The sequence below is a fragment of the Gordonia sp. SGD-V-85 genome, assembly GCF_001456905.1.
GTDB lineage: Bacteria > Actinomycetota > Actinomycetes > Mycobacteriales > Mycobacteriaceae > Gordonia > Gordonia hongkongensis.
This window is the reverse complement of the sequence record NZ_LNQO01000012.1, coordinates 65568-84095: the sequence shown is the minus strand read 5'-3', so window position 1 is coordinate 84095 and position 18528 is coordinate 65568. Positions and strand designations below refer to the sequence as shown.

Here is an 18528-nt window from a genome sequence, read left to right as displayed (position 1 = left end):
GTGGTCGCATGCGCGTGGCGACCTGGAACGTGAACTCCGTGAAGCAGCGCATCCCGCGCCTGTTGCCCTGGCTCGACGAGCGCCGACCCGACGTGGTGTGCCTGCAGGAGACCAAACTCTCCGACGCCGCGTTCGACGAGTCACTCGGCACCGATCTCACCGACCGCGGATACGAGGTCGCGCACGCCGGACAGGGTCAGTGGAACGGGGTGGCGCTGTTGTCGCGGGTCGGACTCGACGACGTCCGGATCGGGTTCGACGGCATGCCCGGATACCCCGACCCGTCGACCCTGGAGGCACGGGCGGTGTCGGCGGTGTGCGGCGGACTCCGCATCCACTCGCTGTACGTGCCCAACGGCCGGACCCCGGACTCGGACCACTACACCTACAAACTCGAGTGGCTCGCGGCGCTGGCCCGTGCCGTGGAGGACCCGACCACGACACTCCTGTGCGGCGACATGAACATCGCGCCGGCCGACGCCGACCTGTTCGACCCCGCCGCGTATGTGGGACACACCCACGTCACTCCGGCGGAACGGGCCGCGCTGGCCACCTTCGAATCGATGGGCCTGCGCGACGTCGTCCGGGACCGGTGGCCGGGCGAGCGTGTGTTCAGCTACTGGGACTACCGCGCCGGCATGTTCCACAAAGACCTCGGGATGCGCATCGACCTGATCCTCGCCGGAGCGTCCGCTGCCGATCGCGTCGCGGCCGCCTGGATCGACCGGAAAGCACGCAAGGGCAGCAAGCCGAGTGACCACGCGCCGGTCATCGTCGACCTCGACGAGGCTCCCGATGGCGACATCGGACCGGTGGTCCCGCCGCCGTCGAATCCGGCGAAACCCGGTGCGACGAAGGTGAAACTGCCGCAGACGCCGGAATGATGCCCCGCCCGGCGTCCGCGACGCGCCTGCGCCGTTCGGTCATCGCGGCCGCCCGGGCCTATGGGCGCCTGCTCGGCACGGTGCTCTCCGTCGCCCGCCGGCTCGAGGCGGGACGACTCGGCGACGCCCCGGCGGCCACGGCGGGTGTGCTCCTTGCGGTGCACCTGGTGCCGGTGACGATCTGGCTCGGCCCGCTCGGGTTCGTCGTCGTGCTGGGCGCGGGCCTCGTCACGTCGAGCGTCATCCGCCGTCGCGTGCGTCATCGCGGGTTGACCCCGGCCGAGCGAAGCGTGGCCGTGGCGGTCTTCGGGGACGTGGGGTGGCTCGATGACGTCGTCCTCACCGATCTCGCCGGTCGGGGCGGGCGCGCCTTCACGGTGCCCGCGGTCGACGGACGCATCCTCTGCAATCTCGGGTCGCACCTCGACGCGACCCTGGGGCCGGGGAGCAGGGCATATCCGGTGCCGGGTCAGCTGCTCATCCACGAACTGGTCCACGCCTGGCAGATCGCCGCTGCCCGTTCCCCTGCCGGGTTCCTCGCCGATGCGCTGGCCGACCAGGCCCGGTACGAACTGGGTGAGGACGTGTACGGCGTGCGCGATGCCGGTGAGAACCACCACATGCCGCGCCGGGGCGAGGTGGAACGGCAGGCGACGATCGTCGACCGGTGGTTCGGCGGTCAGTCCTCGCCGACGCGTCGACCGTGCGACCCCGAGAGCCCGTCCGCACCCGTGATCGAGCAGCTCAGGCGACCCGTGCAGCGCGGATGACGGAATGGTCGCACCGGCGACTCGCGCCCTCGACGCATGCGGTTTGACGGTGTAGAAGTGGGAGGGTCACGCCGAGCACGAGCGTGGCCCGGAGCCGATCGCGCACGACCCGTTCACCTGCCGGTTGCGTGCAGGATCCGTTTTTTGACCTGTGTAAACCCGATCGGTAGAGTGGATCGTCGGTGCCCGGCCCATGCTGGGCCAGTCCGCATGCCTGCCCTACGGCTCTCGAGCCGCCGAGCATCTCGGGGTACGGCCGGCAGAGGGGCTGACAGGCGAATCCGCTGTCGAGTGTATGACACGCCCGACCTCGGGGTAGCGAAAATGTACTGACCAGCACATACGTGCTGGTGGGGCGAGTTGTGGAAGCCGCGAAAACAGGCCTGCGAGCCACTTCGTGCTTGCCCGGAGCACCAACCACAACCGATGACAAAGAGGAACGAACACCTAGTGCCAACCATCAATCAGCTGGTCCGCAAGGGCCGTCACGACAAGGCTGCCAAGACCAAGACCGCGGCCCTCAAGGGAAGCCCGCAGCGTCGTGGCGTGTGCACCCGCGTCTACACCACCACCCCCAAGAAGCCGAACTCGGCACTGCGCAAGGTCGCCCGTGTGCGCCTGACCAGCTCGGTCGAGGTCACCGCCTACATCCCCGGCGAAGGCCACAACCTGCAGGAGCACTCGATGGTGCTCGTCCGCGGCGGTCGTGTGAAGGACCTCCCGGGTGTGCGCTACAAGATCATCCGCGGCTCGCTCGACACCCAGGGTGTCAAGGACCGCAAGCAGGCTCGCAGCCGCTACGGCGCCAAGAAGGGGAACTGATAAGTCATGCCACGTAAAGGACCCGCTCCCAAGCGCCCCCTCATCAACGATCCCGTCTACGGTTCGCCGCTGGTCACCCAGCTGGTCAACAAGATCCTGCTGGACGGCAAGAAGTCGACCGCCGAGCGCATCGTCTACGGCGCCCTCGAGCAGGCTCGCGACAAGACCGGCACCGATCCGGTCGTCACCCTCAAGCGCGCTCTCGACAACGTGAAGCCCACCCTCGAGGTGAAGAGCCGCCGCGTCGGTGGTGCCACCTACCAGGTGCCGATCGAGGTCAAGCCGAACCGCGCCAACACCCTCGCGCTCCGCTGGCTCGTCAGCTTCAGCCGTCAGCGTCGTGAGAAGACCATGGTCGAGCGTCTCGCCAACGAGTTGCTGGACGCGTCCAACGGTCTCGGTGCTTCGGTGAAGCGCCGCGAGGACACCCACAAGATGGCCGAGGCCAACCGGGCGTTCGCGCACTACCGCTGGTAATCGACCCCAAACCGGGTACTGGGCGCTCGGCGCGAAGCGACGGCCGCCCAGTCCACCCGAACTCGTTCGGGTGGGGGCGAGCGCAGCGAGCCCGGGGCTGATAAGTGAAGACAGCCTTTAGTCCGAAATCTTCCCGAAGGGAACTTGATGGCACAGGAAGTGCTCAGCGACCTGAACAAGGTTCGCAACATCGGCATCATGGCCCACATCGATGCCGGCAAGACCACCGCCACCGAGCGAATCCTCTTCTACACCGGTGTGAACTACAAGATCGGTGAAACCCACGACGGTGCCTCGACCACCGACTGGATGGAGCAGGAGAAGGAGCGGGGGATCACCATCACCTCCGCGGCGGTGACGTGTTTCTGGAACAAGAACCAGATCAACATCATCGACACCCCCGGCCACGTCGACTTCACCGTCGAGGTGGAGCGCAGCCTCCGCGTGCTCGACGGCGCGGTCGCCGTGTTCGACGGCAAGGAAGGCGTCGAGCCGCAGTCCGAGCAGGTCTGGCGTCAGGCGGAGAAGTACGACGTCCCGCGTATCTGCTTCGTCAACAAGATGGACAAGCTCGGTGCGGACTTCTTCTTCACCGTGCGCACCATCGAGGAGCGCCTCGGCGCCAAGCCGCTGGTCCTGCAGCTGCCGATCGGCGCCGAGGACAACTTCGACGGCGTCGTCGACCTCATCGAGCAGAAGGCGATCACCTGGCGCGGAACCGTCGAGATCGGCGCTGCGCCGACCATCGAGGAGATCCCCGCCGATCTGGTCGACCAGGTTGCGGAGTACCGCGAGAAGCTCCTCGAGACGGTCGCCGAGACTGACGAGGCACTGCTCGAGAAGTACTTCGGCGGCGAAGAGCTGACCACCGAGGAGATCAAGGGCGCGATCCGCAAGCTCACGATCGCCCGTGAGTTCTACCCGGTGATCTGTGGCTCGGCGTTCAAGAACAAGGGCGTGCAGCCCATGCTCGACGCGATCATCGACTACCTGCCGTCCCCGCTGGACGTGCCGTCGGTCGAGGGTCACGCAGTGGGCGACGAGGAGGAGATCCTCTCGCGCAAGCCGTCCGCGGACGAGCCGTTCTCGGCTCTCGCGTTCAAGATCGCGGCTCACCCGTTCTTCGGCAAGCTCACCTTCGTGCGCGTGTACTCCGGCAAGATCAACGCCGGAACCCAGGTGCTCAACGCCACCAAGGGCAAGAAGGAGCGCGTCGGCAAGCTCTTCCAGATGCATGCCAACAAGGAGAACCCGGTCGAGGACGCCACCGCGGGCCACATCTACGCGATGATCGGTCTCAAGGACACCACCACCGGTGACACCCTGTGCGATTCGGCGTCGCCGATCGTGCTCGAGTCCATGAGCTTCCCGGACCCGGTCATCAACGTCTCGATCGAGCCGAAGACCAAGTCCGACCAGGAGAAGCTGGGCACCGCGATCCAGAAGCTCGCCGAAGAGGACCCGACCTTCTCGGTCCAGCTCGACGAGGAGACCGGCCAGACCGTCATCGGCGGTATGGGCGAGCTCCACCTCGACATCCTCGTCGACCGCATGAAGCGCGAGTTCAAGGTCGAGGCCAACGTCGGCAAGCCGCAGGTGGCCTACCGCGAGACCATCCGCAAGACGGTCGAGAAGCACGAGTTCACCCACAAGAAGCAGACCGGTGGATCGGGCCAGTTCGCGAAGGTCATCATCAAGCTCGAGCCCCTGGTGGACGCCGAGGACGGTGCGACCTACGAGTTCGCCAACGCCGTCACCGGTGGTCGCGTCCCGCGCGAGTACATCCCGTCGGTGGACGCCGGTGCCCAGGACGCCATGCAGTACGGTGTCCTCGCCGGATACCCGCTGGTGAACCTGAAGGTCACCCTGCTCGACGGTCAGTACCACGACGTCGACTCCTCGGAGATGGCGTTCAAGATCGCCGGCTCGCAGGCCCTGAAGGAAGCTGCGCGGATGGCCGGTCCGGTCATCCTCGAGCCCCTGATGGCCGTCGAGGTCACGACTCCCGAGGACTACATGGGTGACGTGATCGGCGACCTGAACTCCCGCCGTGGCCAGATCCAGGCCATGGAGGAGCGCAGTGGTGCGCGTGTCGTGAAGGCACAGGTGCCGCTGTCGGAGATGTTCGGCTACATCGGAGACCTCCGGTCGAAGACCCAGGGCCGGGCAAACTACTCCATGGTGTTCGATTCGTACGCGGAGGTTCCCGCGAACGTGTCGAAGGAAATCATCGCGAAGGCCACCGGCGAGTAAACCCGGTCCTAGCGACATGCGCCGACCAGTTCTGCGCACCAACGTAAGAAGAAAACCCCTGCTGGGATCCGCCCAGTAGAGCAACAAGTCCAGGAGGACAATCAAGTGGCGAAGGCGAAGTTCGAGCGGACCAAGCCGCACGTGAACATCGGCACCATCGGTCACGTCGACCACGGCAAGACCACGCTGACCGCGGCCATCACCAAGGTGCTGCACGACAAGTACCCGGAACTCAACAAGAGCTTCGCGTTCGATCAGATCGACAAGGCTCCCGAGGAAAAAGCTCGCGGTATCACGATCAACATCTCGCACGTCGAGTACGAGACCGATAAGCGTCACTACGCCCACGTCGACGCCCCCGGTCACGCCGACTACATCAAGAACATGATCACCGGTGCTGCCCAGATGGACGGCGCGATCCTCGTGGTCGCCGCCACCGACGGCCCGATGCCGCAGACCCGCGAGCACGTGCTGCTGGCCCGCCAGGTCGGTGTGCCCTACATCCTGGTCGCCCTGAACAAGGCCGACATGGTCGACGACGACGAGATCATCGAGCTCGTCGAGATGGAGGTCCGCGAACTGCTGGCCGCCCAGGAGTTCGACGAGGAAGCCCCGGTCGTCAAGGTCTCGGCGCTCAAGGCCCTCGAGGGTGACCCCGAGTGGACCAAGTCGGTCGAAGAGCTCATGGCTGCCGTCGACGAGTCGATCCCGGACCCGGTCCGCGAGACCGAGAAGCCGTTCCTCATGCCCGTCGAGGACGTTTTCACCATCACCGGCCGCGGCACCGTGGTCACCGGTCGTGTGGAGCGCGGCGAGGTCAACGTGAACGAGGAAGTCGAGATCGTCGGCATCCGCGAGAAGAGCACCAAGACCACCGTCACCGGTATCGAGATGTTCCACAAGCTCCTCGATTCCGCACAGGCAGGCGACAACGCCGGTCTGCTGCTCCGCGGCCTCAAGCGTGAGGACGTCGAGCGCGGTCAGGTCATCGTGAAGCCGGGCACCACGACCCCGCACACCGAGTTCGAGGGCCAGGCGTACATCCTGTCCAAGGACGAGGGCGGCCGTCACACCCCGTTCTTCAACAACTACCGTCCGCAGTTCTACTTCCGTACCACGGACGTGACCGGCGTCGTGACCCTCCCCGAGGGCACCGAGATGGTCATGCCGGGCGACAACACCGAGATGAGCGTCAAGCTCATCCAGCCGGTCGCCATGGACGAGGGCCTGCGTTTCGCCATCCGCGAGGGTGGCCGCACCGTCGGTGCGGGTCGAGTCACCAAGATCACCAAGTGATCTCGTTCTGACTCACTGACTCACTGACTCACTGACTCACTGAGTCGAAGGCGCCCGGTCACGAAAGTGGCCGGGCGCCTTTGTCGTTGATCCTGCCGAGGGTCAGACGCCCCAGCCGTAGATCATGTCCATCAGACCCGTCCCGGCACCACCCAGTTTCGGATTGCTGGTGAGGACGAAGTAGGTGTTGGGCTGGCCGGCATCGACCACGCCGATCGATTGGTCCGCCATGTCCTCGGTGGCGGGCAGCTGACGTTTCAGGACACGAAACAGATCGGGCAGACCGCCGGTGTACTTGACGACGCGGAAGTGCCGGGGGATCTTCGATTTGGTCTTGTTGAGCCTCAAGACGACGTCGGTCTTCGTCCAGTTGTCCAGATGCGTCTCCGGGTTGGGGATCGCCCTCAGGTCGGCCAGCGTGGTGGGATTCACCTGCGCCAGATGAATGTGCAGCTGGTTTTGCGAGCGCGCCGTGGCGGAGTTCACCCCTATCGCAATCGGTCGAGTGGGATTCTTGGCGACCAATTTGCCCGCCTGCAGCCACGCCGCGCTCCACAGGTTCAACTCGGAACCGTTGTACAGATAGGGGCATTCGATGCCCCTGATCCGGTTGGTGGGTAGGAGCAGGAAGTCATCGTTGTGACCTTTGTGGTCACCACCTCGACGGATTGCTTAGTACTTCACGTACTTCGGGTTCGGCTGGTACTGGGGACCCGGCTGAATGACGTCGATGTTGTCGCCGATCTGACCAGGCTTGGTGCCCTTCACCTTTCCCCAGAGAAGCAGGGACTTATCGGTGGCGGGATCGTCGGTGCTCTGGCCGCAGAGTTTTTGGGTCGGCGTCGGTGGTGCGGCCGAGGCGACCCCGCCTCCACTCAGGGCGGAGCTCGCGACGATGGCGGCGGTGACGGCCATCGTCGAGAGGAGCCGGGTGAACCGATGCGAGCGGGTGTCGTCCATGGGGAACCTCTCGGTGGTGAGCCTCGGCGTGCTCATCTGAGCGCAGAGTGTGCCACCGAGACTCTCCGGGTCGTGCCGAAACCGCAGATCAGGCAACTTTGACCCGGGAAAGTGCGGCGAACTACTCGTATCCGGCGCCGACTGCGAACGGTGGCGCTTCCATGTCGTTCCAAGGTGGGACGCCTCGGCCTTCGAACTTCCGTCGCCGCAGGTCCGCGCATAGAGTTCGCGCATGACCATGTTCGGAGAGTCGGGGACCGGGCCACGTGTTCCTGCCCATGTGTGGAGTGCCGTGGGCACTTTCGCGTTTGTCATGCTGTGCGGGATCGTCGGTCCGATCTTCCTCGTCGCCTACTTCGTGATCGATGCACCCGACACGGAGTGGATGCTGTGGACCGGGATCGGCATCACCGTGCTGGATATCGTTCTCGGCGTTGCCATCGCGTGGTTCAACTATCGGGGTGGCGCCAAGCTGGAACGCCTGCGCGCCGCCGGAGTGTTCGGCATCGCCGAGATCACCTCGATCGGTCAGACGAATGTCGAGATCAACGACCAGCCGCTGATGAAGCTGGGGCTCCGGATCCACGCCGAGGGACTCGCTCCGTTCGAGGTGTCGACGAGGAAGGTCGTGCCGCATTACCAGCAGCCGCTGCTTCACGCCCGTCGGTTGGCCGTGATGGTCGATCCCGAGTCCCAGGACTTCGAGATCGACTGGCAGGCAACCGCTTTGCTCGCCGGTTCGGTGCCGGCCAGGTTCACCTCCGAAGAGGACGGCCGGACCTACGATCTCACCGGTCAGGCGGAACCGTTGGGGGAGATCCTGCAGATCCTGGGGCGTCACGGGGTGGCGGGCAGTGGCGTGATCGATCTGCGGTCCAATCCCGCGGCCCGAGCGGAGGTCATGGAGGTCGTGCGCGGCTGGGCGGGAGTCCGGGCGGATTCGGCGAGCTCGTCTCGGATGGACCCCCCGTCGTTCACCAAGGCCGGTGGCGGGTCGGGCCGGGGTGGTGACCCGGGCCGTTCGCCGGCCGAACGGCTCGCGTCGCTGGACGAACTGCGCCGCACCGGCGCGGTCACCGAGGAGGAGTACGCGCGGGCGCGTCAGCGCATCGTCGACGATCTCTGACGCTGCGTGGATCGTCTGTAACAAAATGAATCCTCTGCCACATACGCCACTTGATTCACTCTAGTCACTCTGGTCACCACTCGATATCGATGTCGATGCCCTAGGGTCACAGCCGTGGCATTGCTGATGGTCGTCGAATTACAGTTCGTCGGTGCAGCTTTCACTACGGCCGCGTCGGCTTGCCCGCCGACGTCGAGCCCTCGCGTTCGCCCTCGCGCTCCTCGCGGTGGTCGGCGTGGTCACCATCGGGTCGGGTAACGCATCCGCGTCGGCCGCGTTCGGCAGGTTCCATGTGTCCGGCTGCGGCATGCCGAGCACCCCGGTCGACACCTGGACTCGGTGGGGCAACAGCAAAACCGTCATCGCTCTCGACGGTCTTCGCGCGACCGGTGACATCAGTGGCTGGCGTCGCGACACGCGTGTCCACCGCATCGCCGACTCCGGCGTCAACGTGATCCAACCGGTCGGAGGTCTCGCGAGCTTCTACACCGATTGGGAAGCGGCGAGCCCGGCCAACAAGGTCGGATACCGCTATCGGTGGACGTGCCGACTCGACACCATCGTGCGCGAACTCGACGCGCGCGGACTCGCCGTCGGCCCGCTGGGCAAATACGCGATCATGGGCATCTCCATGGGCGGTAACGCTGCGATGGTCTACGGGGCGTACCACCGCAAGCGCATCTCGCACGTCTTCTCGATGTCCGGCTACCTGAACCTGTCCGCGCCCACGATGCGAGAGGCTGTTCGGCTCGCGTTGATCGACGCCGGTGTCGGGGCGGGGGTCGGTCCGTTCAGCGCGGACGCCATGTGGGGACCGCCCTGGAGTGACCGGTGGACGCGCAACGATGCACTCGTCCAGCTGCCGCGGATGCGGGGGATGAAGATCCGCATCGGGTCCGGTTCGGCGACGTGGGGTCCGCACAACGCCGACGCCGTGGCCTCGGTCAAGGGCACACCGCTGGAGGTGGTGTCGCTCGCGCAGACCCGGTCGTTCGAAGTCGCGGCCGCTTTGCAGGGCATCCCGGTCACGACGGACTTTCCGTCCGTCGGGACACACGCCTGGGGGTACTGGGAGGACATGGTGTGGCGCGCCAAGAACAGCGGCTGGTTCCGCGACCGGTGACGACGACCGGTGAGGTGCGGTCTGCGCGGACGGCCGGGTGGAGTGTGACGGCGCCCGCACGGCCGACGTTCGTAAGCTGACGGTCATGCGTGTTCTGCGTCGAAGCGGCGACCCCGACCTCGCGGTCCGGATCGCGGGGGAGGCCGACCGGGGCGTACCGGTCGTCCTCGTGCACGGGATGGCATCGGACCATTCGACCTGGCGCCGGCTCGCGACGGCACTCCGCGCCCGCGGGCGTGCGGTGATCAGCGTGGACCTCCGTGGACACGGTCGCAGCGGCCGGGCCCGTGAGGTCTACCGGCTCGACGACTTCCGCGACGACCTGGCCTATGTCCTCGACACCCTCGGGATCGCGGTCGCCGACGTGGTCGGCCATTCGCTCGGTGCCCACACCGCGCTGCGAGTGGCCATGCGTGAGCCGACGAGGATCCGACGCCTGGTGCTCGAAGAGGTGCCGCCGATGCCCCGCGACGAGGCCGATCTGTCCGAGGGCATCGCCATGCGCGCCACCCTGGGCGAGCAGATTCGTGGGCTGATCGCGCTCGCGCGCAACCCCTTTCCGGTCATCCGCTACGACGGCCGGATGGGCGACCAGATCGTCGCCGAATTCGACGTCTGCGCGCCGCACTGGTGGTCGGAGCTGCCGGATGTGCAGGCCACCGCCATGGTCATCTCCGGTGGCGAGAAGAGCTTCCTGCCGCCGCGCCACCTGCGGACCCTCAGCGACGCCCTGCCGAACTCGCGGTTCGTCACCATCGAGGCGGGGCACAGCGTTCACCGCGACCGCGCCGAGGAGTTCGTCACCCACGTCGACGGGTTCCTCGGGCACTGACGCCTGCCGGCGTCATCTCCGGCTCGCTGGTTCCTGATCGAGAGAACCGCGAAACCACTGGCCCACCACTGCTCCCTGAGGAGCGCCCGGAGCTTGCGGAGGGCGCGTCACGAAGGGTCTGCCACGAATGTCACCAAGACCCTTCGTGACGCTCGCAAGCTCGCTCCTCAGGGAGCGGGGGATGGCGCTCGTCCGGGGCGGGATGGCGCTCCTCCGGGGGCGGGATGGCGCTCGTCCGGGGGCGGGATGGCGCTCCTCCGGGGGCGGGATGGCGCTCGTCCGGGGCGGGATGGTGCTCCTCAGCTCAGAGAGCGGAGCGGGTCAGGCGGGCTTGTTGTGCAGCGGTCGCGGGTCGATCCCGACCTTGCGCCACGCCTCGTAGGCCCACGGGACGTAGAGGTACTTGAGCGGCAGGCGGTTGATCAACGGGTTGGCAGCCCGCATGAGGGCGGCGAAACGCTGGAAGTTCCTCTCGCGCCTGTCGTTCCACTCGAGGTCGCACACGTCCCGCATCTGCTGGGGCAGCGTTCCGACGACAACGGTGCGGATGAAGGCGTTCAACGGAAGCGACACGATCTTCCACACGGGTGCGGGGATCTTCTTGGGGCGGGGGAGCCCCTGCCGGATGTAGCCGGTGGCGTAGACGATCGTCTTGTGCGGCACGAACCGGTCGAGCATGTCGTCCCAGTACTGGACGAACTCCTCGTAGGTCTGCGGCTGCCCGCGATCGCTCACCCCGTAGAGCTGATACCAGACCTTGCTCTCCTCGAAGATCTGGACCTTCTCGGCGTAACTCAGGCGTCGGATGAAGGTGTCGGTGATGTAGAGGACCTGGTCGACGAACGTCGCGTGCGCCCAGTAGAACAACTCCGGATTGAGTGCGTGGTACCGCGATCCGTCGCTGATGGTGCCCTTGATGTCGCGGTGGAAGTCGCGCACCGTGCGCCCCCACTTCTCCGGCTCGGTGCTGTACACGGTCCGCATGACCGGGGGGCCGGTCCGCTTGGCCCGGCCGAGGAAGTCGCTGAAGATGATCGAGTGATCGAGCACGGCCTGGCCGAGTTGTTCGATGCAGTTCTCGGTGCCGGCCAGACGCTGGAAGCCCAGCAGTCCGCGGTTGTCGCCGTAGAACTTCCACACGAGCGAGTCGGCGCCGAGACGTGGCGAGGCGACCTCGCCCGCGGTGTCCGGAGTGTCGTCGACGATCATCGGCTCTGCCTCGCGGATACCGGCGTCGAATCCCTGGTTGACTGACATGGCGGCGAGAATATCGCACTTGGAACAAACTTGGAAGGTTGTTCCAACGACGCGGGGTGATCTGTGTGCGGAGAGGGAGGACGGATGATGCGGGGCAGGCAACCGGACTGGGCGCTTCCCGACGTCGAGGAGGTCCTCGCTTCCGCTGTCGCGGTGCGCCTGCCGATGCGTACGAGATTCCGCGGCCTGACCACGCGCGAGACGATGGTCTTCGCGGGGCCGGCGGGTTGGGGGGAGTTCGGTCCGTTCGTCGAGTACGACGACCCGGAGGCGGCCTCGTGGCTACGGGCCGGCATCGAGGCCGCCTGGGTCGGTCCTCCCACCGCGGTCCGCGACACCGTCCCGGTCAACGCGACCGTGCCCGCCATCCCCGCCGACGAGGTCGGCGCATTGCTGCAGCGATACCCCGGCGCGGGAACCGCGAAGGTCAAGGTCGCCGAGCCGGGGCAGACCCTCGACGACGACGTCGCCCGGGTCGCGGCGACGCGGGCGCTCATCGGCAGGGTGCGCATCGATGCGAACGGCGGCTGGACCGTCGACGAGGCCATCGCCGCCCTGCGCGCCATCGGTGAGGTCGAGTATGCCGAACAGCCCTGTCGCACAGTCGAAGAACTGGCGGCCGTGCGTCGGGCGGTCGAGGTGCCGATCGCGGCCGACGAATCCATCAGGAAGGCCGAGGACCCGTACCGTGTCGTCGCGGCCGACGCCGCTGACGTGGCGGTGGTCAAGGTCGCGCCGCTCGGCGGCATGCGCGCAACCCTCCAGCTCGCCGAGAACCTGGGACTCGACATCGTGGTCTCGAGTGCCCTCGACAGCGCGATCGGGATGGCCGCCGGCGTGGCTGCCGCGGCCGCGCTACCGCGCCTGGAACTCGCGTGCGGGCTGGGCACCGGGTCGTTGCTCGCCACGGATGTCGCCGCGTCGTTCCAGATGGTCGACGGCGCGGTGGGAACGCGATGGTTCGGCCCCGACGCCGCGGTCGACGTGCGGGAACCCGCGGTCGAAGAAGAGCGTCAGTACTGGTGGCGCGAGCGTCTGCGGCGGTGTCACCGCCTGCTGACGATGGACGGGTCGCCCACGGGTCGCGGGCGAGGATAGGAACGCATTTTCCGATCTGTCTCAACGTGGTCTATCATGCGATGTGGGTCACATGCCGACCGTCCGTACCCGGGGCGGCCGTTGCGGGAGGGAGACAATCATGGCCTCGGTTCTGGCGACAGTGCCGGCAGCAGCCGATTCGGTCGGCGTCCCGTCTCCCGGCCGCAACGGAACCCCGTTGCACGTCGGCCGGGGTCGCGGTGTCCGCGGACGCCGGACCGCCGGGCTGTATTTTGACCAGATGGAGATCACGGAGATCAGACATCGCCGGCTGCACGAAAACCACTGGTCGGCACCCGAGGACTCGCAGCCCGCCACCCGTCGGCGGCGATGACCGTGGCAGGCACCGGAACCAAGGCCGACAGCAGGAATCGGACCTCGACGCGTAAGGTCCGCAACACCGCCAGCCCGGCCGACCAGGAAGCCGCGATCCTCGCGGCCGCCGGGGCGGAGTTCGCCGAGGTCGGTGTCCGCCGCGCGAACATCGACGAGGTCGCCGCGCGGGCTGGAGTGAGCCGCAGCACCTTGTACCGGCGCTTCCCGAACAAGGATGCGCTGCTCTACGCGGTGGCCAACGACGCCTACGAGACGGGCATGCAGAAGCTCGAGGCCTCGGTGAAGGGGCTCGGACCCAAGGCCGCACTGGTGGAGGCGTTCGCTGTCGGCGCCGAGTGGGTCAACTCCGATCCGCTGCTGAGCCGGATCGTCCTCACCGACTCCGAGATCAAGAGCGTCACGTCGACGATGACGTCGTTGTTCATCGACATGGTCACCGACCGGGTCGCGGCCACACTCCGCGACGAGGGTGCGCAGATGCCCGTCGAGGATCTGCTGGAAGCCGTCGAGATCCATGTGCGACTGGTGATCTCACTGCTGGAGACGCCGCCGTCGGACCCTGCTCGCAACGAACCCCAGCGCGTTCGGGATTTCGCCGCCAAGTTCCTCGCACCGATGATCTGGTGAAACCCCACCGGAGATGACGGGCCACGCCGGCCCCGTTCCTCTCGTCTGAAGTCCGCATCCACCGAAGGAGATCCAATGAGTCTGCGTGACAAGCTGTCCCGCACACCCGACCACGACGCGATCCGCGCCGCGCTACGGGACAAGGTCGTGGTCATCACCGGCGGCGCGCGTGGCATCGGATTCGAGACCGCGACCCAGCTGTCCGAGGCGGGGGCCAGGGTCGCGATCGGTGATGTGGATTCCGAGGCGGTGGGCAAGGCCGCCGCCGACCTCGGTTGCGAGGGCATCGAGGTGGACGTGACCAAACGCGAGTCCTTCGATGCGTTCCTGACCGAGGTCGAAAACCGGCTCGGACCGATCGACGTGCTCGTGAACAACGCCGGGATCATGCCGGTCGGACCGTTCCTCTCCTACGACGACACGATCATCCGCCGGACCTACGAGATCGACGTCCTGGGCGTGATCATCGGATGCCAGGAGGCGGCCCGTCGGATGGCGCCCCGCCGGACCGGCCACATCGTGAACATCGCATCGACGGCCGGGCGCATACCCACCCCCGGCCTCACCATCTACAACGGCGCCAAGGCAGCCGTCATCGAGTTCTCCGAGGCGCTGGGCGCCGAGCTGGAGCCGCAGGGCGTCGCCGTCAGCGCGGTACTCCCCACGTTCACGCGAACCGCCCTGATCTCCGGCCTGCAGACCAACAAGTTCATCCAGACCGTCGAGCCCGGCGAGGTGGCGTCGATCGTCGTGCAGACGATCGCGCGGCCGGTGGTCCGCGTCTACGCGCCCCGGTCGATGCGGTGGGCGGAGTCGGGCGCGCTGTTCCCACAGGCGATGAAGCGGTGGTCGCGCCGGTTGACCAAGCTGGACTCGATCTTCCTGAGCCCCGACCAGCAGGCGCGCGCGGCATACTCCAGCCGGATCCGCGGTGAGAAGGTCGAGACCCGGGCGCCGGGCGACAGTCTGACGCAGCCCCAGGAGAGCACGCCCCTGTCGTCGTGAAGAGGGACGGCATGGGTGCTCGGTCGGGGGCGCAGGAGGTGTCCGCCGACCGGGCCGCGAGGCGCGAGCTGCGCGAGGCACTGGACGATCTGCACACCCTCGAGTTCGAGGCCGGACTCCGTCGGCGCCTGTCGCGGCTCCGGTGGGTCGTCGCGGTCGTGGTCCTCGTCGTCGCGCTCGTGCTCGCGGGGGTGGCGGTGACCGCGTGGCAGCGAGACCGTGAGCGGTACTCCGATGCCGAACTCCAGTCCGCGGCGGCCGACCGGGTTGCGGTGCTCATCGCCCCGGACAGCCGAGACGATCGGCGCGCCCAGCGCATCCTGGCCGGCGCCACCGGCACCTTCTACGACGAGTTCGCCCAATCCGCCGACAGCTACACCGAATTCATCCGGGCCAACGGCACCGTCGCGCAGTCCTCCGTCGACGGCACGGGGATCTCCGTCCGGACCGGCGACACCGCCACGGTCCTCGTCGCGGCCACCGTCGTCTTCACCGGTGGGGCGGCGGCGGCCGAGACCGGCGACCAGGCGCGCAGATTCCGGTTGCGGGTGCTCATCACACCGGCCGACGACACGCTGAAACTGAGTGCGGTGCAGTACCTTCCATGACGCCACCGACTCACACCCCGGGCGTCGAGCCGGTCCCGGGACGCGGAACTACCCGGCCGATCGGGGTGCGAGGTGCCACCATCCGCCTCGCGATCGCGGCGGTTGTCCTGGTCGCGACGCTCGTCGTGGTGCTCACCCTGTGGAATTCGCACCGCACGGGCTCCGACGTCACGGAGAGCCGAGACCAGTTGCGAGCACAGGCGGGAACGATCGTCGCGGACGTCTTCTCGGTCGATGCGGACCGCTGGCAGCAGGACCGGACGCGGGCGCGGGAGCGGGTCGCCGACGAGTTCACCGACAGCTACGGGGCCCAGCTCGATCGGCCCCCGCCCGAGGGGACGTCGTCGGTGACCTGGCGCCCCGAGGTCGTCAGCATCGTCGCGGTCGACGCCGCGGAGGGGGAGGCGCTGCTGCGTGTCGTGGTGACAGTACGTCCGGCCGCGGGGCCGGCGACGACCGTTCAACGCACGGTCCTGGCCCGCTACGCGCGGTCGGACGACACATGGCTCCTCGCGGCGGCGGATGTGATCGGATGACCGTCCATCGGAATCTGCGGGTGCGACGATGACCGAGACCATCACCACGCGAATCGAACTCGCCCGCGCCCGGGTCGACGCGGCGACCCGACGGGCGCGCACCGCCCGGATCGTCGCCGCGCCGGCGCTCCGGGCGCGTGCGGCACGCCGGACACAGACGGTGCGCCGGACTCTCGTCGGAGCAGCGATCGCGGTGGTCGTCCTCGTTGGCGTCGCCGGCTTTCTTGCCTGGCAGATCCGCGGCCAGCAGGCGGCGACCGAGTTGCAGGACGACGTGCTCGCATCCGCCCGCGGCGCCGTCACCGTCATGCTGACCGCCGACCCGGCCGACCCCGAAGGCTACGTGACACGCGTGGCGGAGGTGAGCACCGGACCGCAGCTGAAACGGATCGACGCCGCCCGGGAGGCACTGATGACAGAGGTGGGCGGGAAACGGGGTTCGAGTGTCGGGCAAGTGATCTCGGCCGGGCTCGTCACCGATCCGTCGTCCGACGACATCGGTGGAAGCGTGGACGTGCTCGTCGTCGCCGACGCGACGAACCCGGCGCTCCTGGGCGGGTCGGGGGACGGTTCGGAGATCGACACCACCGGGGAGCGGATCACGGCGCTGATCACCATGACGCGCACCGACGGCGGCTGGAAGATCGCCGAGGCGAGGCGTCCATGACCACCGCTCACGACCGGGTCCTGCTACCGGCACGGCCGACCCGAACCCAACGCATCCGCATGCGGCTTCTCATCGCCGCATCGGCGGTATCCCTGGTGGTCGCGGCGATCGCGGGCGCCGCGACCCTGCGCCCCGATCCCGACCCGACCGAGGCGCAACGCAGCGAGATCCTCAGCGCGGCTGCGGCTGCCGTGAGTGCGCTTCTGACCTACTCGCCCGACGACCCCGCCGACCGGCGGCAGGCGACCGACGCGTTGCTGACCGACCCGCTACGCCTGGAGTACCGGAACCGCGGTACCGACGTCGTGGTTCCCGGCGTCCGTGCATCAGCGTTGTCGGTGACCGGCGAGGTCGTCGGTGCCGGACTGCAGGAGGGCGACTCGGAACGCGCCCGGGTGCTCGTCTTCGCCGACCAGCGGGTGACAGCCGGGTCCGGTTCACCGGCACCGGGTGCCGCGAGTCGTCCACCGGCCGAGACGACCTCTATCGCCCGGTGGGCACTTATGCGTAAGGTCGACGGGAATTGGCTGCTGTCCGACCTGCAACCGGTCGGCGACGTGACCCGTTGAGACACGAGATGCCCGGCCCCGGGCGGTCCGCGTGACCGCCGGCGCAGACGGGTGCTCGCGGGGTGGGATGACGAAAAGGGGACCAGAGATGAGTGCATCGAGCGCGGGTGTGGTGATCGTCGGAGCCGGACTCGGCGGAATCCGGGTCGCGGAGAACCTGCGGAACAACGGCTTCACCGATCCGATCACCCTCGTCGGAGCCGAAGCGCATCCACCGTACGACCGTCCGCCGCTGTCGAAGTCGGTGCTGCTGGGCAAGGACGACCGCGTCGATCTCAAACCCGCGGAGTTCTACGAGGACTCCGACATCACGCTGCGACTCGGTGAAGCGGTGACCGCGGTGTCACCGACGGACCGGACGATCACACTGGCCTCCGGCGCCACCGTCGCCTACGACACTCTCGTACTGGCGACCGGGCTCGATCCGCGGCCGTTTCCCGGTCTCGCAGAGAACGTCCGTGGCGCGCACGTGCTCCGCACCTACGACGACGCGGTGGCGCTGCGTCGCGAGATCGATTCCGCGAGCACCGCAGTCGTCATCGGCGCCGGCTTCATCGGATGCGAGGTGGCGGCCGGCCTCGCGGCCCGCGGACTGGCGGTCAGCCTCGTCGAACCGGCTCCGACGCCGCTCGCCGTGGCGCTGGGGGAGCGGATCGGCGCCCTGGTGTCGCGGTTGCACGTGGCCAACGGCATCGATCTGCGGACCGGGGTCGGGGTCGCGAAGATCGACGTGTCCGACGGGCGGGTCAGCGCGGTCGAACTCACCGACGGCACCACCCTGCCCGCCGACATCGTCGTCGTCGGTATCGGTTCGACCCCGGTGACCGGGTACCTGGACGGGTCGGGTATCGAGTTCGCCGCACGCGAGGTGGGGGGCGGAATCGCCTGTGATGCAACCGGACACACCAGCGCTGAGAGCGTCTACGCCCTCGGTGACGTGGCGAACTGGCTCGACGAGGACGGGCGGCCGAAACGCGTCGAGCACTGGAACCACACGGTCGAGCAGGCCTCGGTCGTCGCGCACCAGATCACCGGTGGCGACGCGGTCACCGCGTCGGTCGCCTATTTCTGGAGCGACCAGTTCGACGTCAAGATCCAGGTACTCGGCTCCCCGCGCGCCGATGACGAGGTCCACGTCGTCGACGACGACGGGAAGAAGTTCGTTGCCTACTACAGCCGGGACGGCGTGCTCACCGGGGTGGTGGGCGCCGGCAAGGTGGGTGCCGTGATGAAGACCCGGCCGAAGCTGCAGACCCCCACTCCCGTGGCGGATCTGCTGTAG

General features: G+C 67.6%; 21 protein-coding genes. 18 read left to right on the top strand and 3 right to left on the bottom strand.

Annotated elements, in window-relative coordinates; genetic code table 11:
• Window positions 1-8: 8 nt before the first annotated feature.
• The 6 genes from AS181_RS15080 to tuf all read left to right on the top strand — a co-directional run bounded on the left by AS181_RS15080 (window position 9) and on the right by tuf (window position 6502).
• Window positions 9-884 carry an exodeoxyribonuclease III gene (locus AS181_RS15080; RefSeq protein WP_058252440.1) on the top strand — a complete coding sequence of 292 codons (876 nt, stop codon included), beginning with the start codon at window positions 9-11 and terminating at the stop codon, window positions 882-884.
• On the top strand, window positions 881-1654 hold the full coding sequence (locus AS181_RS15075; RefSeq protein ID WP_231742464.1) for a hypothetical protein: 774 nt from the start codon (window positions 881-883) through the stop codon (window positions 1652-1654). The genes AS181_RS15080 and AS181_RS15075 overlap by 4 nt, the downstream gene beginning before the upstream one ends.
• A gap of 450 nt (window positions 1655-2104) precedes the next feature.
• Window positions 2105-2476: a 30S ribosomal protein S12 gene (rpsL, locus tag AS181_RS15070; protein ID WP_004020596.1), complete on the top strand. Its 372-nt coding sequence runs from the start codon at window positions 2105-2107 to the stop codon at window positions 2474-2476.
• A 6-nt stretch (window positions 2477-2482) separates the two neighbouring features.
• Window positions 2483-2953 carry a 30S ribosomal protein S7 gene (gene rpsG, locus AS181_RS15065; RefSeq protein ID WP_004020595.1) on the top strand — a complete coding sequence of 157 codons (471 nt, stop codon included), beginning with the start codon at window positions 2483-2485 and terminating at the stop codon, window positions 2951-2953.
• Window positions 2954-3100: 147 nt separating this feature from the next.
• The gene (gene fusA, locus AS181_RS15060) at window positions 3101-5206 is read left to right on the top strand and encodes an elongation factor G (protein ID WP_058252378.1); all 2106 of its coding nucleotides are present in this window, start codon (window positions 3101-3103) and stop codon (window positions 5204-5206) included.
• A 105-nt stretch (window positions 5207-5311) separates the two neighbouring features.
• A complete protein-coding gene (tuf, locus tag AS181_RS15055; RefSeq protein WP_058252377.1) occupies window positions 5312-6502 on the top strand; it encodes an elongation factor Tu in 1191 nt (396 codons plus the stop codon).
• A gap of 102 nt (window positions 6503-6604) precedes the next feature.
• Here the strand turns inward: tuf and AS181_RS25425 are convergent, their stop codons facing one another.
• Entirely contained in the window at window positions 6605-7129 is a 525-nt protein-coding gene (locus AS181_RS25425) for a CDP-diacylglycerol diphosphatase (RefSeq protein ID WP_323055852.1), read from the bottom strand.
• 45 nt (window positions 7130-7174) lie between these two features.
• Window positions 7175-7498 carry a hypothetical protein gene (locus AS181_RS25420; RefSeq protein ID WP_231742461.1) on the bottom strand — a complete coding sequence of 108 codons (324 nt, stop codon included), beginning with the start codon at window positions 7496-7498 and terminating at the stop codon, window positions 7175-7177.
• Between the two features lie 196 nt (window positions 7499-7694).
• Between AS181_RS25420 and AS181_RS15045 the strand changes: the two genes are divergently transcribed.
• From AS181_RS15045 to AS181_RS15035, 3 genes are all read left to right on the top strand, one after another.
• Entirely contained in the window at window positions 7695-8588 is an 894-nt protein-coding gene (locus AS181_RS15045) for an SHOCT domain-containing protein (RefSeq protein ID WP_231742459.1), read from the top strand.
• Window positions 8589-8814: 226 nt separating this feature from the next.
• Complete coding sequence (locus tag AS181_RS15040; RefSeq protein WP_374100833.1) at window positions 8815-9711, top strand: alpha/beta hydrolase; 897 nt, start codon at window positions 8815-8817, stop codon at window positions 9709-9711.
• 85 nt (window positions 9712-9796) lie between these two features.
• Window positions 9797-10543, top strand: a complete 747-nt coding sequence (locus tag AS181_RS15035) for an alpha/beta fold hydrolase (RefSeq protein ID WP_058252437.1) — start codon at window positions 9797-9799, stop codon at window positions 10541-10543.
• A gap of 321 nt (window positions 10544-10864) precedes the next feature.
• On the opposite strand, the gene AS181_RS15030 is transcribed toward AS181_RS15035, so the two are convergent.
• Window positions 10865-11800: an oxygenase MpaB family protein gene (locus AS181_RS15030; protein ID WP_058252375.1), complete on the bottom strand. Its 936-nt coding sequence runs from the start codon at window positions 11798-11800 to the stop codon at window positions 10865-10867.
• An 84-nt stretch (window positions 11801-11884) separates the two neighbouring features.
• On the opposite strand from AS181_RS15030, the gene AS181_RS15025 reads away from it, so the two are divergent.
• The 9 genes from AS181_RS15025 (at window position 11885) to AS181_RS14985 (ending at window position 18528) form a co-directional block, all read left to right on the top strand.
• Window positions 11885-12898: an o-succinylbenzoate synthase gene (locus AS181_RS15025; RefSeq protein ID WP_058252374.1), complete on the top strand. Its 1014-nt coding sequence runs from the start codon at window positions 11885-11887 to the stop codon at window positions 12896-12898.
• Between the two features lie 100 nt (window positions 12899-12998).
• Window positions 12999-13232: a hypothetical protein gene (locus AS181_RS15020; RefSeq protein ID WP_058252373.1), complete on the top strand. Its 234-nt coding sequence runs from the start codon at window positions 12999-13001 to the stop codon at window positions 13230-13232.
• Window positions 13229-13861: a TetR/AcrR family transcriptional regulator gene (locus tag AS181_RS15015; protein ID WP_058252372.1), complete on the top strand. Its 633-nt coding sequence runs from the start codon at window positions 13229-13231 to the stop codon at window positions 13859-13861. The genes AS181_RS15020 and AS181_RS15015 overlap by 4 nt, the downstream gene beginning before the upstream one ends.
• 75 nt (window positions 13862-13936) lie before the next feature.
• A complete protein-coding gene (locus tag AS181_RS15010) occupies window positions 13937-14866 on the top strand; it encodes an SDR family oxidoreductase (protein ID WP_058252371.1) in 930 nt (309 codons plus the stop codon).
• A gap of 11 nt (window positions 14867-14877) precedes the next feature.
• Window positions 14878-15474, top strand: coding sequence for a hypothetical protein (locus AS181_RS15005; RefSeq protein WP_058252370.1), 597 nt, complete (start codon window positions 14878-14880; stop codon window positions 15472-15474).
• Window positions 15471-16010, top strand: coding sequence for a hypothetical protein (locus AS181_RS15000; protein WP_058252369.1), 540 nt, complete (start codon window positions 15471-15473; stop codon window positions 16008-16010). The genes AS181_RS15005 and AS181_RS15000 overlap by 4 nt, the downstream gene beginning before the upstream one ends.
• A 28-nt stretch (window positions 16011-16038) precedes the next feature.
• Window positions 16039-16677: a hypothetical protein gene (locus AS181_RS14995; RefSeq protein ID WP_058252368.1), complete on the top strand. Its 639-nt coding sequence runs from the start codon at window positions 16039-16041 to the stop codon at window positions 16675-16677.
• Window positions 16674-17246 (top strand): hypothetical protein, encoded by a 573-nt coding sequence (locus tag AS181_RS14990; protein ID WP_058252367.1) that lies wholly within the window; start codon window positions 16674-16676, stop codon window positions 17244-17246. Before AS181_RS14995 ends, AS181_RS14990 begins: the two co-directional genes overlap by 4 nt.
• An 88-nt stretch (window positions 17247-17334) precedes the next feature.
• Window positions 17335-18528: an NAD(P)/FAD-dependent oxidoreductase gene (locus tag AS181_RS14985; protein ID WP_058252366.1), complete on the top strand. Its 1194-nt coding sequence runs from the start codon at window positions 17335-17337 to the stop codon at window positions 18526-18528.

Coding starts and splice junctions, on each gene's coding strand:
- AS181_RS15080 (WP_058252440.1), top strand. CDS start 9: ATGCGCGTGGCGACCTGGAACGTGAACTCCGTGAAGCAGCGCATCCCG.
- AS181_RS15075 (WP_231742464.1), top strand. CDS start 881: ATGATGCCCCGCCCGGCGTCCGCGACGCGCCTGCGCCGTTCGGTCATC.
- rpsG (WP_004020595.1), top strand. CDS start 2,483: ATGCCACGTAAAGGACCCGCTCCCAAGCGCCCCCTCATCAACGATCCC.
- fusA (WP_058252378.1), top strand. CDS start 3,101: ATGGCACAGGAAGTGCTCAGCGACCTGAACAAGGTTCGCAACATCGGC.
- AS181_RS25420 (WP_231742461.1), bottom strand. CDS start 7,498: ATGAGCACGCCGAGGCTCACCACCGAGAGGTTCCCCATGGACGACACC.
- AS181_RS15045 (WP_231742459.1), top strand. CDS start 7,695: ATGACCATGTTCGGAGAGTCGGGGACCGGGCCACGTGTTCCTGCCCAT.
- AS181_RS15035 (WP_058252437.1), top strand. CDS start 9,797: ATGCGTGTTCTGCGTCGAAGCGGCGACCCCGACCTCGCGGTCCGGATC.
- AS181_RS15030 (WP_058252375.1), bottom strand. CDS start 11,800: ATGTCAGTCAACCAGGGATTCGACGCCGGTATCCGCGAGGCAGAGCCG.
- AS181_RS15025 (WP_058252374.1), top strand. CDS start 11,885: ATGATGCGGGGCAGGCAACCGGACTGGGCGCTTCCCGACGTCGAGGAG.
- AS181_RS15020 (WP_058252373.1), top strand. CDS start 12,999: ATGGCCTCGGTTCTGGCGACAGTGCCGGCAGCAGCCGATTCGGTCGGC.
- AS181_RS15015 (WP_058252372.1), top strand. CDS start 13,229: ATGACCGTGGCAGGCACCGGAACCAAGGCCGACAGCAGGAATCGGACC.
- AS181_RS15010 (WP_058252371.1), top strand. CDS start 13,937: ATGAGTCTGCGTGACAAGCTGTCCCGCACACCCGACCACGACGCGATC.
- AS181_RS15005 (WP_058252370.1), top strand. CDS start 14,878: ATGGGTGCTCGGTCGGGGGCGCAGGAGGTGTCCGCCGACCGGGCCGCG.
- AS181_RS15000 (WP_058252369.1), top strand. CDS start 15,471: ATGACGCCACCGACTCACACCCCGGGCGTCGAGCCGGTCCCGGGACGC.
- AS181_RS14995 (WP_058252368.1), top strand. CDS start 16,039: ATGACCGAGACCATCACCACGCGAATCGAACTCGCCCGCGCCCGGGTC.
- AS181_RS14990 (WP_058252367.1), top strand. CDS start 16,674: ATGACCACCGCTCACGACCGGGTCCTGCTACCGGCACGGCCGACCCGA.
- AS181_RS14985 (WP_058252366.1), top strand. CDS start 17,335: ATGAGTGCATCGAGCGCGGGTGTGGTGATCGTCGGAGCCGGACTCGGC.